General features: G+C 71.3%; 3 protein-coding genes and 1 pseudogene. All 4 read right to left on the reverse strand.

Features of this window, described 5'->3' with window-relative positions; translation table 11 throughout:
• Positions 1–6 precede the first annotated feature (6 nt).
• Positions 7–4,404: a type I polyketide synthase gene (locus A5681_RS16760; protein ID WP_067277156.1), complete on the reverse strand. Its 4,398-nt coding sequence runs from the start codon at positions 4,402–4,404 to the stop codon at positions 7–9.
• Positions 4,401–9,779, reverse strand: coding sequence for a type I polyketide synthase (locus A5681_RS16765; protein ID WP_067277159.1), 5,379 nt, complete (start codon positions 9,777–9,779; stop codon positions 4,401–4,403). Before A5681_RS16765 ends, A5681_RS16760 begins: the two co-directional genes overlap by 4 nt.
• Positions 9,779–16,255, reverse strand: coding sequence for a type I polyketide synthase (locus A5681_RS16770; protein ID WP_067277162.1), 6,477 nt, complete (start codon positions 16,253–16,255; stop codon positions 9,779–9,781). The genes A5681_RS16765 and A5681_RS16770 overlap by 1 nt, the downstream gene beginning before the upstream one ends.
• Positions 16,252–18,165 (reverse strand): annotated as a pseudogene (locus tag A5681_RS16775) (beta-ketoacyl reductase); the annotation flags it as partial. The pseudogene A5681_RS16775 and the gene A5681_RS16770, both read right to left, overlap by 4 nt.

Here is an 18,165-nt window from a genome sequence, read left to right on the forward strand (position 1 = left end):
TCCCCCTCAATTTGCGTCCAGGGCCGACAAGTCCACCAACGCCAATTCGACCGGCTGCGAGTCGATGTCGCCGTCACCGGAAGCGGCGGACATGGCGTCCCCGATCAGCTCGCGCAGGGCCAACGGGAAGCGCCGCGCCAGCGCTTCGGCGCGCTCGCTTCCCACCCGGCGGGTGTCGTACCACCAGTCGAGGTGCAACACACCGGAGTGGCGGTAGGCCCGAACCTCGAAGGCGTGACCCAGGCCGGGGATCGCCTCGCGCACCGGCATGGCCGCGTCGGAGTCGAATTGCACCGGCGCGTCGATGGTCGGCAGCTCGGGGATCACCCCGACGTAGCGGAAGTGGACGTCGGCGGGCGGCACGTCCGAGAGCGCGCGCGCGGTGGGCGCATACAGGTGCCGCAGCAGCCCGTATCCGATCCCGTGGTGCGGAACGGATTCGAGGGTGTCGCGGATCGTGGCCAGCAGGTCGCTCGCGCCGGTGTCGTCGGCCGTCGCACAGCGCAGCGGCACGGGGTAGATCGTGGTGAACCGGCCGATGGTCCTGCGCAGGTCCACGTCCGGCCGCAGCACCGAACGGCCCGCCCCCTCCAGGTCGACGGCGATGACGCCGGATCCGATCGTCTCGGCGATGGTCCTGCCGAGCGCCGCGAGCAGGATCTCGTCGATCGACCAGCCGAGCGCGCGCCGCGCATCGTCGATTTCGGAGGTCTGCTCGACCGTGAGCGCCGAGGACACCTTGGCGAGGTCGTCACCGTGCGGCCGGTCGGTGACGGCCGGGTCGGCAGGCCGCAGCGTCGCCCGGGCCGAATTCTCCAGCCAGAAGTCGCGCGTATCGAGGACCGCGGGGTGGGTGGCAAGGCCGGCGACGCGCAACGACCAGTCACGCCACGAGGTGGTGGTCGGTGGCAGCGAGATGTCCTCGCCCGCAAGGCGTTGCGTGAAGGCGGTGAAGATGTCGGCGACCAGGATTTCGCGTGACGCGGTGTCGGCTACGGCCTCGTGCAGGGACAGCGCCAGGTAGCGCGCGTCGCCGGCGTCGGCGATGTAGCAGGCGGTCAACGGCGCGGTCAGGTCGTCCTGCGCCGTCAGCTCGGCCGCGGTCTCGAGCACCGCGGCCCGCTGAGCCCCGGGGTCGGTGTCGGGCAGCGTCCGGGAGGACAGCCGGTCGAATTCCCCTGTCACCGCGACGCGTTGGACCCAGGTTCCCGCGTGCTCGACGAGCTGCAGCCGCAACGCGTCGTGGTGGTCGGTCAACGCGGTCAGCACCGCGCGGACGTCGTCGGGCCCGACCGCCGGGTCGAGGCGCAGGATCAGCGGGAAGCGCCAGCGCCCCGCCTGTCGCACGCCGGCCTCTAGGAACTGCGCGACATTGGGCGGAACGGCCGGGTGGGAGGTGATGTCGGGCGCCTTCGCCAGCGAGCCCGCCGCGTATTTGGCGTCGACGTGGGCGGCCAGGGTGGCCAACGTCGGGTGGCCGTAGAGATCCTGGGGCGTGACATCCAGCCCGGCGTTGCTGGCGTTGGTCGCGATGCCGATCGAGATCAGCGAGTCGCCGCCGAGGTCGAAGAAGTTGTCGTTGCGGCCGATGGAGTTCAGGCCCAGGCATTGCATCCAGATCTGGCGCAGCGTCGCCTCGGTGTGTGATTGGTGCCCATTGGTGGACACCTCCGCGCCGTTTGCCGAACCGCTTGCGGCATGTGGTGTTTCGGTCGGCCGGTCGAGCCAGGCAAGAGGTTTCGCGTCGACCCAATGCCGTTCGCGGGCAAACGCGTAACCGGGCAGCGAGACGGGTCTCGGCGCCGGCCCGGTCAGCGGTTCCCAGTCGACCGGCACACCGGCCGCCCAAAGTTGACCGAGCCCGAGCAAGAAGGTGTCCCGGTCGCCGACGTTCTGAATCGGGTGCCGCATCAGGCGAACCGCCCGGTGCCCGGCCGACCACTTCGGGTGCCGCATCGCCGAGCCCGTCAGGCTGCCGCCGGGACCGACCTCGACGAGGACGCGGTCCGGGTGGCTCAACAACACGTCGAGCTCGTCGGCGAACCTGATCGTGGAACTGATCTGGCTTGCCCAGCTGGCCGGGTCGGTGATCTGGTCGTCCGACATCCAGGTTCCGGTGAGGTTGGACAGCAACGGCGTGTCGGGGCGGCGCAGCTCGACGCCGGCCAGGAACCGCTGGAATTCCGCCGCCATGGAATCCATTGCGCTGGAATGGAAGGCGTGCGTCGCCCGCACGCGCCGGGCGGTGATGCCGGCCTCGCGGAGGCGCTGGGTGAACGCGCGGACGTCGTCGTTGGGCCCGGCGACGACGCAGTTGCCGGGATCGTTCACCGCGGACAGCTCGACGCCGGGGGCGAGGTAGGGGGTGACGTCGTCGGGGCCCAGCGCGACGGCGACCATCGAGCCGGGCGGGGACTCGTGCATCAGGCGGGCGCGCAAGGCCACCAGCTTGATCGCCGTTTCGAGGTCGAAGACCCCGGCCAGCGTGGCCGCGATGTATTCGCCCGTGCTGTAACCGATGTAAGCCCCGGCGCGCAGCCCGTAGCGGTCGACCAACCGCGCCAGCGCGTATTCGACCGTGAACAGGGCGGGCTGGGAGCGGTCGATGCGCTCCAGATCGGTTGCGGCGTCACCGAATACCAGCGCCTTGAGGTCGATGCCCATCTCGTCGCCGAATCCCGCGGCGCACGCGTCGAAGTGTTCGGCGAACACGGGCTCCGTGTCGTAGAGGCCCCAGGCCATGCCGACGTGCTGGGCGCCCTGGCCCGGGAACATGAACACGACCCGGTCGACTTCGCCGCCGTCGCGGGATTCACCGACGAAGACGTTGTCGTGCTCGGCGGCCCGCAGCACCGTTGCCGCATGCTCGCGGTCGTGCACCACGGCCGCCGCGGTGAGGCGGTGCTTGCGGCGCCCGGCGAGGGTGTGGGCGACGTCGGCCAGCGAGGGGCCGTCCGGGTCGGCCAACGCGTCGGCGAGCGCGGCGCGCGACTGGTCAAGCGCCGCCGTGGTTTGCGCCGACAGCAGCAGCACCTGCGGGCCCGAGGGCGCGGCGCGCTCGGGCACCGGCGGCGCCTCCTCGACCACGACGTGCACGTTGGTGCCGCCCACCCCGAACGAGCTGACGCCGGCCCGGCGTGCGCCGTCCCACTCCCACGCGCCGAAGGTGTTGCGCACCGTGAACGGCGTCTCGTCGAGGCGCAGCTCCGGGTTCGGGCTGGTGAAGTGGAGTGTCCCGGGGATGGCCTTGTTCTTCAGGCACAGAATGGTTTTGATCAGGCCTACCACCCCGGCCGCCACCTCCAGGTGGCCGATGTTCGACTTGACCGACCCGAGCACGCACGGGCCGGGCCGCGGGGTCTGCGACACGGCGAAAGCGGAGCGCAGCCCCTGGACCTCGATGGGATCACCGAGCGGCGTGCCGGTTCCGTGGGTCTCGACATAGCTCACGGTCGAGGAATCGACACCGGCCACCGCGTGGGCTTCCGCGATCACGTCGGCCTGAGCGGCCGGATTCGGCGCCGCGTAACCCATTTTCATCGATCCGTCGTTGTTGATCGCCGATCCGCGGATGACGGCATGGATGCGGTCACCGGCGTCCAGGGCGGCCTGCAGCGGCTTGAGCGCCACGATGGCCACACCGCTGCCGAAGACGGTGCCGTCGGCCCGCACGTCGAAGGGCCGGCAATGGCCGGCCGCGGACACCATGGATCCCGGGGAATTCCAGTACCCCACGTGGTGCGGGACCGACAGTGACACCCCGCCGGCGAGGGCCATGTCGCATTCCCCGCTGAGCAGGCTCTGGCAGGCGAGATGGACGGCGACCAACGACGACGAGCACGCGGTCTGGACCGTGATGCTCGGGCCGCGCAGATCGAATTGGTGGGACACCCGGGTGGCCAGGAAGTCCTTGTCGTTCTGCAGGAACAGGTTGAACTGCTCGAAGTTGAGCCCCGTCCCCAGGAAGGCGTCCTGGGCGCGGTGCGAGGACAGGTTGTGCAGGAGATAGCCGCTGGGCGAGCTGGTCCCGTATACGCCGATCGAGCCGTCGAACCGCGCGGGGTCGCAGCAGGCGTCCTCGAACGCGTGCCACGCGCACTGCAGGAACAGCCGGTGCTGCGGGTCCAGCATCCGGGCGAGCTGCGGTGGGAAGCCGAAGAATTCGGCGTCGAATTCGTCGACGCCCTCGACGATCGGTGCCCGCCGCACGTAGGCCGGGTTCGCCAGCACGTCGTCACCGATCCCGGCGGCTTTCAGCTCCTGCTCGGACAGCGTGGTGATGGACTCCCTGCCGTGCCGCAGGTTGTCCCAGAACGCCGACACGTCGTTGGCGCCCGGGAATCGCCCGGCCATGCCGACCACCGCGATCGCGTTGGGCGGCAGCTCCGTTGGGGTCGTGCTCATGCTTGGTGTCCTCGTTTCCGCCGCAGCGCGGCTTGTTGGCGCGCGGCCGCGCGCTGCTGCGCCCGGTCGCGAACCGCGTCTTCCCGTTCGAGTGCCTGCGAGTCGCCGGCCAGGCCGAGCTGGCGGACCAGGTCGGCCGTGAGGTCGTGCAGCGACGCGCCCTGTAACAGCAGCGCGACCGGCGGCTCGACCCCGAAGTCGGCGCGCGCCGAGTTCCGAATGCGAACGGCCATCAGGGAATCCATCCCCAGCTCGACGAGGGGCACGCCCGGGTCGACGGCCGATCGGTCGGCGTAGCCCATGACCGCGGCGATGCGTGCCCGCAGCCGGTCGGTCATCAGCGCTTGTGCCGCATCGGGTTCCAGCCCGGTCAGCGCTTCGGGGCCGGCCCAGTCGCCGCCGTCGCCCGCGGCCTCCAATTCGGCGACCACGTTGGTGAAGTAACCGAGGTTGCGGATTTCGGGGAAGGCGATGAGCGCCCGGTCGGGCCGCAGCCGGCCGACGCCGCTGTGGCATCTGCCGCTGGCCAGCAGCGGCTCCATCGCGGCGGTGCCCTCGGCGGGGGTGATGGGATCGAGCGCGCCGCCGGTCAGCGTGCGCGCGAGCCCGACCTCGGCCCACGGGCCCCAGTTGATCACCGCGGCGGGCAGGCCCGCCGCCCGGCGCCAGTCGACCAACGCGTCGAGCCAGGCGCTCGCGCACGCGTACGAGGCCTGTCCGGGGCCGCCCAGCATCGAGGCGGTGGAGGAAAACCCGAGCCACCAGTCCAATTCGCAGTTGGCGCTGGCCTGATGCAGTCGCAGCGCCCCGGTGGCCTTGGGCGCCCACACCCGTTCGACGCTTTCCCGGGTCATGGAGTACACCAGGCTGTCGTCGAGCACGGCGGCCGCGTGCAGGACGCCGCGCAGGTTTTCCCCGGCGGCGGCCACCAGCTTCTCGGCGACACCCTCGGTCGCGATGTCGCCGGTGACCACGACGATCTCCGCGGTGCGCTCCAGCTCGACAAGGACCGCGCGCTGCTGCTCCGACGGTTCGCTGCGCCCGTTGAGGACGAGTCGCCCCGCGCCGCTGTCCACCAGCCACCGCGCCATGACCAGGCCGAGGCCGCCCAGGCCACCGGTGACGATGTAGGACGCTCCGCGCCGGACGACGTCTCGGGTGGTGGGTTCACCGATGACGGCGCGGGTGAGCCGCTCGGTGTACCGCTGCCCGCCGCGCCACGCGACGACGTCGTCGATCTGACCCGAAACCGCTTCGGAGAGTTCGGCTTCGAGCGTCGTCGCGGAATCGCCGTCGAGGTCGACCAGCGTGGTGCGCAGCTCGGGATGCTCGTAGGCGAGCACCCGAACCAGCCCCTTGAGCGCGCCGATCCCGGGCTGGCCGGCCTCTTCGTGGACCGCCAACCCGCCCTGGGTGACCAACCAGAGTCGCGGCGACTGGCCGTGCCAGCCGCCGACGATCGCGCGGACGACGGTCGAAATCGACCAGACCGTCTCCCGCGCTTGCGTTATGCCGCCGTCAGCGACGGCGGGGTTGGGGGCCACGAACACGACCACACCGACGGGTGGGCGCTCGGGATCACCGGCCGTGTCGGCGAACGCGGCGAGGACGGCCGGTTCGTCGTGCAGGTCGGCGGTGACCAGCCGGCGCGCCGGTGAGCGCCAACCGGTGACGAACGCCTCCGCGCGGTCACGGGTTTCGGCGGTGGCGAGCACCAGCCAGCTGCCGGGGGCCTCGGACCCGGTGGCGGCGATCGGTTGGGGCACCCAGGTGCTGTCGAACACCTTCTGCGACAGGGGAAGCGGCACACTTCGCCGTTCGACGCGGCGCAGATAGATGTCGTTGATCTCCGCGGTGACGGTCCCGGCGTCGTCGGTCAGGACGATCCTGCCGAGCTTGCCGGCGCCGCCCTCGTCGAGGTTGGTCAGCTGGACCCGGCAGCGGGCGCGCCGCCCCGGGTCGCCGTAGACCCGGATCGCGTCGAAGGACACCGGCAGGTAACTGGCTTCGGCGGACCCGGCGAGGTCGTCGTCCGGCATGGCGGCGGCCAGGCTCTGCAGCGCGGCGTCCAGCAGGACGGGGTGCAGCCGGAAGGCGGGATGCCGCGGCGCCTCGTCGGGAAGGACGATCTCGGATTCGACGAAACCGCCGGGCATCCGGTGGACGGTGGCCAGCGCCGCGAAGGCGGGGCCGTGGAATTGGCCTGCGTGCCGCAGCACGCCGTACAGGTCGGCCGGCTTGATCTCGGTGTCGCCGTGCCCGGGGGCCGCGGGCCGGTCGGGGCGGGCGTCGGACGTCCGCAGCTCGGCCTTGGCGGTGGCGTGCCGGACCCAGCCGCCGGACGACCGTGAGTAGATCTCGATGCGGGTCTTGTCGTCGGCTCCCCGGGTCAGCTGGGTGGTCAGCTGCGTGTGGTCGCCGAGGGTGAGCATCTGCTCGACCTCGACCTGATTGATCGACACGCCCGCAACCGGCACGCCCAGCGCCTCGCTGGCCGCGGCCAACGCGATTTCGGCGAACGCGGCGCCGGGCATCACGGCCTGCCCGAACACCTTGTGGTCGGCGAGCCAGGGGGAGACCGCGGTGCCGGTGTCGGCCTGCCACACATGGTCACGGCTGGACGGAACCTCGATGTGCGTGCCCAGCAGTGGGTGGGCGGCGACCGACTCCGACATCGCGGACCGGTCGGCAACCCAGAACTGGGTGTGCTGCCAGGGGGTCACCGGGATGTCGGCCAGGCGGCCGTGCCCGGCGTCCGGCGGGCGTTGCGCGACGGCGGCCAGCTGGGTGTGGAAGCTGACGGTGTCGTCGGTGTCGCGGTGCAGGGTGCCGATGATGTGGCCGGCCTCCGCCCCCAACGTGTCGGCGATCGCGTGGGTGAGCAGCGGGTGCGGGCTGATCTCGATGAAGGTGTGCCGGTCGGCCGCGGCCCGGCGGACGGCCTGGTGGAAGCGCACCGGGCTGCGCAGGTTGGCGGCCCAATAGTCGGCGTCCAGCGACGGCGCAAGGCCATCCGTGGTGGTGCTGATCATCGGGATGGCCGGCGACTTGGGCGCCAAATCGGTTAGGGCGGAACGCAGTTCGGGCAGGATCGGGTCGATGATCGGGTGGTGCGAGGCCACGTCGACCTCGATGCGCCGGGCGAGCAGGTTCTTCGCGGCCACCGCCGCGACCACCGCGTCCACCTGCTCCGGCGGCCCGGCGATCACCGATTGGCGCGGCGACGCGTGCACGGCCAGCGTCACCTGCGGGTAGTCGGTGATCAGGTTTCCGGCCGCGTCGGCATCGAGTTCGAGCAGCGCCATCGCGCCCTGACCGGACAGCCGGGCCATCAGCGCGGACCGGGTGGCGATCACCCGCAATCCCTGCGCCGGCGTGAGCGCCCCGCACACGACGGCGGCCGAGACCTCGCCCATCGAGTGCCCGATCACCGCGTCGGGCTCGATGCCGTGGTGGCGCCACAGCGCGGTCAACCCGAGCTGGATCGCCACCAACACGGGCTGAATGTTCTGGATACCGACCAGCGGCTGGCCGTCGGAGAGGGTCTGGCGCAACGAAAACCCGGTCTGGGCAACGAAATCAGGCTCGAGCTCGGCGATCGCGGCCGCAAAGGCCGGTTCGTCGGCCAGCAGGCGGCGGCCCATGCCGGCCCACTGCGCACCCTGTCCGGAGTAGACGAAGACCGTGCCGGGCCGGCGGGTGGACTCGAGGGGACCGAGCACCCCGGGAGCCGGGGCGCCGACGGCCAGGGCCCGCAAGCCGGTGACCGCGGCGGCGGTGTCGCGGGCGGCGACGGCCCCGCGCCAATTGTGCTGGGCGCGACGATGACTCAACGTGTGCGCGACATCGGCCAGCGGCGTCGCCGCGCCGGGGCCGCTCAGCCAGTCGGCCAGCGTCGCGGCCATCGACGCCAGCCGCTGCGGTGTCTTGCCCGACACCACCAGGGTCGACACCGCCGGCGCGGGATGCGGCTGCGCCGGTGGCCGATCGGGCGCCTGCTCGATCACGACGTGCGCGTTGGTTCCGCTCAGGCCGAACGACGACACCGCCGCCCGGCGGATGCCCGGGGCGGGCCACTCGGTGCCCTCGGTCGGCACGAACAGGCGGGTCGGCGACGCGTCGATCGCCGGGTTCCACCGGGTGAAGTGCAGGTTGGGCGGGATGAAACCCCGGTTGACCGCCAGGATCGCCTTGATGAATCCGGTGACCCCGGCCGCCGCCTCCAGATGCCCGAGGTTGGTCTTGACCGAGCCCAGCGCGCAGCCGCCCTCGCCCTGACCGTTGGGCAGCCCGTAGGTGGCCGCGAGTGCCTCGAACTCGATGGGATCACCCAATATGGTTCCGGTGCCGTGTGTTTCGACGTAGTTGATGCTGTCCGCCGTGGTGTCGGCCTGGCGCAGCGCGGTGGTGATCACATCGCGCTGCGCCGCCGCGTTCGGTGCCGTCATACCGTTGGACCGGCCGTCGGAGTTGATCGCCGAACCCCGCACCAAGGCGAGCACGCGATCACCGTCGCGGGTGGCGTCGGAGAGCCGTTTGAGCACCACCACCCCGCAGCCCTCGCTGCGCACGAAGCCGTCGGCCAGCGCGTCGAAGGTCTTGCAGCGGCCCGTCGGTGACAGGGCGGACCACTTGGACAGCGCGATGCTGGTGAACGGGGACAGTGACAGGTGCACCCCGCCCGCGAGTGCGACGTCGCTCTCCCGCATCCGCAGGCCCTGGCAGGCCAGGTGGATCGCCACCAACGACGACGAGCACGCGGTGTCCACGGCGACGGCCGGGCCGCGCAAGCCCAACAGATAGGAGATGCGGCCCACCGCGGCGCTGTGCGGGTTACCGGTGCTCATGTACGCGTCGATTTCGGCGCGCCGCTCGAGGTTGAGGATCGTGTAGTCCCACGCCGAGATGCCCATCAGCGCGGCGGTTCGGCTGCCGCTCAACGCATCCGGTGCCAGGCCCGCATGTTCGAGCGCTTCCCAGGCGACCTCGAGCAGGATGCGCTGCTGGGGGTCCATCGCGACCGCTTCGCGGGGCGTGATGCCGAAGAAGTCGGCGTCGAACCCGGCGACGTCGTCGACGAACCCGCCCCATTTCGTCGTCATCCGGCCCGGCGCCTGCGGGTCGGGGTCGTAGAACGCGTCGGCGTCCCACCGGTCCGCCGGTACCTCGCCGACCGCGTCGCGGCCGTCGACCAGCAGCTGCCAGAAGCTTTCCGGCCCGGAAACCGCGCCGGGCAGCCGGCATCCGATTCCGACCACGGCCACCGGTTCGGCGATGTCGGTGGGGAACGCCGTTCCCGCGCGGACCAGCTCACGCGCCAGGACCTCGCGCGCTTTCGGTGACATCTGCGCCGCGCGTTCGGCGATGCTCGTCATTACTCACTGCCCCCCGTCGCGGTTTCCAGCTCGCTTGCCGCCACCAGATCGGACAGCAATTCCATTTCCTCGTCCGACAGCGCGGTGTCCCCGTCGGGGGGTTGCCGGTCGTCGGTGAGCGACGCGTAACCCAGTCGCTCGCACAGCGCGCCCGCGAGGTCGGTGATGGTCGGGTACGCCCAGACCAGGGCGGCCGGAAGCGTTGTGCCCAGGCTGGATTCGAGCCGGTTGCGCAGCTCGAGGGCCATCAGCGAGTCGAGGCCGAGCGACTGCATGGGCCGGCCCGGGTCGATCGGCTCGCTCGAGCGCAGCACCGCACGGATCTCGTCGGCGATCGCGGCCGCCAGGCGGGCCGGGCGCTCACCGGCCGCCTCCCCGTCCAGGGCGTCCAGTTCGGCCCGGATGGCGCCGCCACCGGCGCGCCGCTCGCTCGTCGCGTCGTGCAGCTGGGCGAACAACGACGAACCGGCGGCGGCGGGGAAGGACTGGAACCACTGCCGGGCGTCGAGGCTGAACACGCCGGTGCGCGCCCGGTCGGCCGACAACGCCAGCTGCATGGCTTCCAGCCCCTGCTCGACCGTGATCATCGCGACGCCGAGGTCGGCGAAGAACTGGGCGCGGCCCACCTCCGCCCATGGGCCCCAGTTGATTCCGACGGCGGGCAGCCCCGCCGCGCGCCGGTGGGCCACCAGGCCGTCGACCCAGGAGTTGGCGGCGGCGTAGGCGCCCTGGCCGGGCGCGCCCAGCAGCGAGGCCACCGACGAGAACGCCAGCCACCAGTCGAGATCCAGGTGGGCGGTGGCGCGATGCAGCGGCCAGCCGCCCGCGACCTTCGGGGTGAACACGCGCCGCGCGGCCGACTCCGACATGTTGAGCACGATCTCGTCGTCGAGAACCATGGCGCTGTGCAGGACCCCGGCCGGCCGGAAGCCGGCGTCTTCGACCGCCCGCACCAGCCGCTCGGCGGTGCCGGGCTCGGCGATGTCGCCGGTGACCACCTCGATGCGGCTGCCCGCGGCGTTCAATTCCGCGACGGTGGCCGCGACATCCCCGGTGGGGGCCGAACGTCCGTTCAGCACAACGAATCCCGCGCCGCGTTCGGCCAGCCACTGGGCGACGACGAAGCCGAGGCCGCCCATGCCGCCGACGATGATGTAGCCGCCGTCCGGGCTGACCAGTGGTTGTGGTGGGGGTGAGGCGATCGCATCGATGCGCCCGCCGGCCGGTACCGAGACGACGATCTTGCCGGTGTGTCGCCCGGAGGCCATCAGCGCGAACGCGTCGGCCGCGTCCGGTAGGCCGAATTCGGTGACCGGCAGCGCCTGCAGGCGGCCCTCGGCCACGTGCCGCAGGACCTCCGCGAGCATGCGGCGGTAGCGGGCCGGTTGCAGTTTGAGGTTGAGGTCCAGGTCGACCACCGCGAAGGACGCGCTTTTCGCCAGGGCCGCCAGCCCCAGCCCGGCGTCGGCGTGCACGTCTTTCTTGCCCAGCTCGATGAACCGGCCGCCGGGAGCCAGCAGCTTGACGCCGCGGTGAATCGCTTCGCCCGGAAGCGAATTGAGGATCACGTCCACGCCGTAGCCATCGGTGAGGTCGCGGATCTCGTCGGCGAAATCCACGCTTCGGGAATCGCCGACGTACTCGACGCCAAGTCCCCGCAACATTTCGCGTTTGCTGTCCGAGCCGGCCGTCGTGTAGATCCGGGCGCCGAGCATCTGGGCGATCGAAACGGCGGCCAGTCCCACGCCGCCGGTGGCCGAGTGAACGAGCACGCGTTCGCCGGGGGCCAGCCGCCCGACCTCGCACAGGGAATGCCAGGCGGTCAGGTAGGCGATGCCGAACGCGGCCGCCTCGCCGTCGGGCAGCGCGTCGGGGACCGGGGCGACGAGGTCCGCCAGGGTGGTCACGTGCGAGGCGAAAGTGCCGGGGCCGAAGGCGATCACGCGCTGGCCGATCTCGACGGAGTCGACGTCGGGGCCGACCGCGGTGACCAGGCCGACGCACTCGCCGCCGACGACGGGCGGGGCTCCGTCGAGGCCCGGGTACACGCCCATCGCCTTCAGCACGTCGCTGAAGTTCAGCCCCGCCGCGACGACGCGAACCTCCACCTGGCCGGGACCGGGCCGAATCCGGTTGACCGCGTGCAGGTTCAGGGCGTCCAGCCGTCCGGGCTGATCGATCTGCAGGCGCACGGCGCCGCCGCCGTCCAGGTCGACGACGGTGCGGCGGGGCTCGGGGGCGAGTTCACCGGCCGCCGTGGTTGGCGCGGGCACCGCCCGGTTGACGTAGCGTTGCCCGCCGCGCAGGGCGACCTCGTCGTGGTCGGAAGCCGCGAGCAGTTCCGTGGCCAGGTCGGCGAGCGAACCGGTGCCGTCGGCGTCGGTGTCGATCAGCGTGGGCCTCAATTCCGGGTGCTCGAAGGTCAGCACCCGGGTGATGCCGCGAAGTTGTGTCTGCGCCAACGTGACGCGATCGGCGGGGTCGAGCTGTTGGGCTCCGCGGGTGATGATGTACAGCCGCGGGCTGTTCCGGGCGCCCATCCGCGTCACCGTCTTCGTGATGTCGGCGATCAGCAGCGTGCGCGCCTGTGCCAGGTCGAGTTGGGCTTCGTCGGTGAGCGACTCGTCGACGGCTCGCGCCGGGCAGACCACGGCGATGGCATCCCACGGGGTTCGGGTGATCGCCGCTCGTAGCCGCGCCGGGTCGGTCGGGGACACCACGTCGACCTCGGTGGCGCCGTCGCCGAGCGCCACGCGCAGCGGGTCGGCGTCGTCGTGGTCGGCGATCAGCAGGACGCCGGCGAGCGTGCCGGCCGGTTTGTCCAGCGGGGTGGGCTGCCACTGGAGCGCAAACAGCCGGTTGCTGAGTCCCGTTGCGGCGCCGCCGGATCGGAGTACGGCCATCTCCACCTCATCGATGACCAGCAGCGGTCGTCCGTCCTCGTCCGTCAGGACGACGTGGCCCACCAGCCGGTTCGGGTCGTCGGTGGCCGACAGTGAGCCGAACGAGCGAACGCCCTCGGCCACGTTGCCGTAGACGCGGACACCCGCGAATCGCACGGGCAGCGCCAGGGTTTGGCGGGCGGTCTGCCCGCCGGCCAGGTCGGTCGCGACCCGGGTGGCCCCGAGCGCCTGTACGGCGATGTCCATCATGACCGGGTGCAGAACAAGGTTGCGCGATCCGGTCCTGGCCGACGCGGGCAGTCGCACGTCCGCGCGGGCGGCGCCGGACGGGGTGACGGTGAGGCCGGCGATCCCGCGGAAGGCCGGCCCGTGTTGTTGCCCGGCACCGCGCAGCCGTTCATACAGCTCGTCGGGGTCGACGGCGGTCCCTCCTGGCTCGTCGACCGGCGGTGGCGGCAGCGCGCGTTCGGTCTCGCGGGTAAGGGTGGCGGTGGCGTGCTTGACCCAGCCCGAAGCGGCGGTGTGCGTGCGCATTTCGACGCGGCAGGTCTGCTCGTCACCGGTGAGCGTCGTCACCAGCACGGTGCCGTCGTCGACGTGCAGCATGTGGTCCAGGCCGAGGTCGCGGATGGTCCAGTGCCCGTGCGCGGAGCCCCCGAAGGCGTCCGTGGCCGCCGCCAGCGCGATGTCGGCGTAGGCCGAGCCCGGCAGGACGCAGAGGTCGTCGATGACGTGGTCACCGAGCCACAGCAGGTCCGGGCCGAGCTCGCATTCCCAGATCCGGGTGCCGGTGGTGGGGTCGGTGACGCCGGCCCCGAGCAGCGGGTGCGTGTGCGGCGCGTGGTGCCCGGCCGTGGCGGGGGAGATCCAGTGCCGGGTGTGCTGCCACGGGGTTGTCGGCAGCACGGGGTGTGGTTCCGGGGGGTGGGGCGTCTGCGGCGGGCGGGTGACGTGGGCGGTGTTGAGATTGGTGTGGAAGGTCAGGGTGTCGTGGGCATCGCGCTGCAGCGTGCCGATGCTGAGGTAGCCGTCCCGGCCGGTGAGGGTTTCGCCGATGGCGTGGGTCAGCAGGGGGTGTGCGCTGACTTCGATGAAAGTGTGGTGCTCGGCCGCGGCGGCCTCGATCGCCTGTTGAAAGCGGACCGGGTTGCGCATGTTGGTGGCCCAGTGTTCGGCGTCGAAAGCCGGCCGGCTGTTCAGGTCCGCGTAGGTGGTGGAGATGATCGGGATGGCCGGCGGCCGCGGGGACAGGTCGGCGAGCTCCGCGCGCATCAGCGGCTGCAGCGGGTCCATCGCCGGATTGTGCGGCGCCACTTCGATGTTCACCCGGCTGGCGAAGTGGTTCTGTGCGCGGACCGTGTTGATCAGGTCATCGATCGCCTGGGTCGGCCCCGCGATGACGGTCTGGCGCGGCGAGCCGTAGATCGCCAACGTCACCTGCGGGTGATCGGCGATCAGCGCCTCGGTCGCGGCGGCGTCGAGCTCGAGCACGGCCATGGTGCCCTGCCCGGACAGCGGCGCCATCAGCCGGGACCGGGTTGCGGTGACCCGCAATCCCTCGGCGGGGGTGAGCGCCCCGGCCACCACGGCGGCGGCCACTTCGCCCATGGAATGCCCGATGACGAGGTCGGGCGTGATGCCGTGGGCGCGCCACAGCGCGGTCAGCGCCAGCTGCATGCCGATCAACCCCAGCTGGATCTGTTCGATCCCGATCAGTTCCTTGCCGGTGGCGATCACCTCGCGCAGCGAAAAGCCGGCTTGGGCAACGAAATCGGGCTCCAGTTCGTCGATCGCGGCGGCGAAGGCCGGCTCGTCGGCCAGCAGCCGGCGGCCCATGCCGGGCCATTGCGACCCGCGGCCCGAGTAGACGAAGACCCTGCCCGGCCCGACCGTGCCCTCGCGGCAGGCCACCAGGCCCGGGGCCGGTTCACCGGCCGCCAGCGCCCGCAGCCCGGCGACCGCCTGGCCCCGATCGGCGGCCGCGACCGTGGCGAAGGTGACGTGCCGGGCCCGGTGGTGGTTGAGGGTGTGCGCCACGTCGGGCAGCGGCACGGCGGCGCCGGGGCCGTCCAGCCAGTCGGCCAGCGCCGCGGCCGTCGCCGCCACCCGCTGTGCGGTCTTGCCGGACACCACCAGCGTCGACACCACCGGTTCGGGGCCACCCGGTTCCGCAATGGCCTCGGGCGCTTGCTCGATCACCACATGCGCATTCGTCCCGCTCACACCGAACGACGACACGCCGGCCCGGCGGGGCTGCCCGGTCTCCGGCCAGTCCATGTCGTCGGTGGCGATGGTCAGCCGCGACACGCCCTCGCCGGCGTGGGGGGTGAGCTCGTTGAAGTTCAGGTTGCGCGGGATGCGTCCGTTCCGGACGGCAAGCACCGTCTTCATGAACCCGGTGATGCCGGCCGCCGCCTCCAGGTGACCGAGGTTGGTCTTGACGGCCCCCAACACCAGCGGCGCCCGACCGTCGCGGTCGGCGAAAACCTTGCTCAGGGAATCGAGTTCGATCGGGTCGCCGAGCGGGGTGCCCGTGCCGTGCGCCTCGATGTAGTCGATGTCGGCGGGCCCCAACTTGGCCGACGCCAGCGCCTGGCGAAGCAGCGCCTGCTGCGCGGGCCCGTTGGGAACGGTGACGCCGCTGCTGGCGCCGTCCTGGTTGACCGCGGAACCGCGGACCACGGCGAGGATGCGGTTGCCGTCGCGTTGCGCGTCGGACAGCCGCTTGAGCACCACCACCCCGCAGCCCTCGCTGCGCACATACCCGTCGGCGTCGGCGTCGAAGGTCTTGCATTGCCCCGCGGGCGACAGCATGCCCCACCGCGAGCAGGCGATGCTGGTGCCGGGGCTCAGCAGCAGGTTGGTGCCGCCGACCACGGCCGTGTCGCTTTCGTTCCAGCGCAGACTCTGACAGGCCAGGTGGATGGCCACCAGCGACGACGAGCACGCCGTGTCGAGCACCATCGCCGGGCCGCGCGCCCCGAGCAGATACGCCATCCGGCCCGCAGCGAAGTTGGCGGAGTTCCCCGTCAGGACGTAGGCGTCGAGCTCCTCCGGCCGCATCGCTTCGGAGAGCGTCAGCATGTAGTCGTACGCGGTGACGCCGACGAAGACCGAGGTCTGGGTGCCCCGGATGGTATGCGGCGGAATTCCGGCGTCTTCCAACGCCTCCCAGGCGACCTCGAGGAACAGTCGCTGTTGTGGATCCATCGCCGCCGCCTCGCGCGGGGGGATGGAGAAGAAGTCCGCATCGAATTCGTCGGGCTCCCACGTGGAAAGGAAGCCTCCTTCGCGGTTGCAGATCGTCCCGGGCACGGTGTGGTCGTCGGTGAACAGGGCGTCGGCGTCCCAGCGTTCGGGCGGCACCGGCACAATGCCGCTTCGCCCGTCCCGCAACAAGTCCCAGAATTGGTCCGGGTTGTCCACCCCGCCGGGCAACCGGCAGCCCATCCCGACCACCGCGATCGGCTCGGTACCCGCCTTCTCGGCGATTTCCAACCGGGCGCTCAGATCGTCGATCTTGTGCAGCGCCTCGGTGATGATCGCCCGGCGGTCGGGTGTCGAGGTGGTCATTGCGTTCCTCTTAGTCTTTCCGAAAGTTGTTCCAGCAACTCGGCTTCGCTGAGATCGTCGTAGGCGTCGGACTCCGGTTCCGTGCCCGGCCCGGCGAGCTCGGGCAGCATCGTCGCCAGGTGGTCGGTGAGGCTGTACACGGTCGGGTAGTCGAAAATCACCGAGGCCGGCAGCGATTCGCCCAGGCTGTCCGACAACGCGCGCTGCAGCGTGACGCTCATCAGCGAGTCCATCCCGAGCTGGAAGAAGCCGGTCGAGGGATCCAGCGACTCGCTGGGTGGCAGCCCCATCACCCTGGCCGCGAGCAGTCCAACGTGGTCGAGCAGCATGTCATGGCGGCGTTCGGGCGGGCACTTGCTCAAACCCGTGCGGAATTCGCTTGCGGGCAGAGACATTTCGCCCAGCGCCGGCAGCAGGTCGTCGACGATGTGCAGCGAGCCGCGGGTGCGGTAGGCGGCCGCCAGCAGTGGCCAATCGGCGTCCACTACGACGGAATGCACTCCTGCGGGGGAGCTCATCGCCCGCGGCAGGGCGCCGATCGCGACCTCGTCGTCCATGGGCACCAAACCCGAACCCATGCTGATCTGGCCGAATTGGTGCTCGGCGTCGGACAGGGACTTCCACAATCCCCAGTTGACCGTCGTGGCCGGCAGTCCCATCACGTGCCGGGCATATGCCAGGGCGTCCAGGTAGCCGCTGGTGGCGGTGTAGTGGGCCAGCCACCGGGAACCGGTGAGTCCGGAGATGGAGGAGAACAACACGAAGTGGCGCACCGCCGTCTCCAGCGTCAGGCGGTGCAGCACCGCCGCGGCGTCCAGCTTGGGCGCGAACATCGCCGTGACGTCGTCGTTGGTCATCTCGCTGAGCAGGACCGGCTGGCCCGCGAACGCCGCCAGATAGACGCCCTCCAGCGGTGGGAGATCGGCACCGAACCGGTCGAACAGTTCCCGCATCGCGCCTTCGTCGGTGGCATCGGCGGCGACGGTGACGAGGGCGGTTCCCGCCGCGGCGAGGCCGTCGGAGAGCTCACGCAGCCGTTGCCCGGGGTTGCGCGACACCGCCACGATCGTCGTGGCGCCCATCCGGGCGAGTTGGCGGATCAGGTGTGGGCCGATGTTGCCGGTGGCGCCGATGACCAATTGGCTGGCGCCGGCGTCCAGCGTCACCGCTTCGACGGGCAGCGTGCGTCTGTGCAACCGCGGCACGTGCCGAACGCCGTTGCGGTAGACGACTTGGTCCTCCTCGTCCGCCCCGCCGGCCTCGTCGAGCACCCGGCGAGCCAGCACCCGCGCGGGCACCGAGTCGTCGAGATCGATGATGCCGCCCCAGATTTCGGGGTGTTCGAGTGCGATGGTGCGTCCCAGTCCCCACAGTGTCCCGTGTGCGGGGTTGGCGCGGTCGCCCTCGGCGATGGGCTGGCCGTTGCGGGTGACGATGAACAGTTTGGGCGGCGAGGCGGCGGCCGCCATCGCCGCGGCGAGCCGGCGGGCCTGGTGGAACAGCTGATAGGCCACGCCGACGGTTCGCAGGCGGGCGGCGCGAAGAGCACCCGATCGACCCGGTTGAGGGCCCCGTGCAGCACCTCGTCGTCCGCGAGGGCGCCGAACTCCAGTCCCTCGATGCGTTGGGCCCCGGCGACGCGGCCGAGTTCGTCCGCCAATCCGGTGTCGCCCACGACCAGCCACCGGCCGGTCGTCGCGGCATCGGCCTGCGGGAGCGGCCGTACGGGCCAGCCGACTTCGTAGGACCACTCATCAATCGGGGTGCCGTCGCCCTTTCGCGCCGAGCGGGCGGGCGTCAGACCGGCGTCCCGGGAAGCGTTGTGCCGCAGCCTCACTGGAGCAGCAGCTGCCGTGTCGATCCAGTGGCGGGTGTGGTGCCAGGGGGTGGTGGGGATCTGCGGGTGTGTT

It is taken from the genome of Mycobacterium scrofulaceum (assembly GCF_001667885.1).
In the GTDB taxonomy this organism is placed as follows: Bacteria; Actinomycetota; Actinomycetes; order Mycobacteriales; family Mycobacteriaceae; genus Mycobacterium; species Mycobacterium scrofulaceum_C.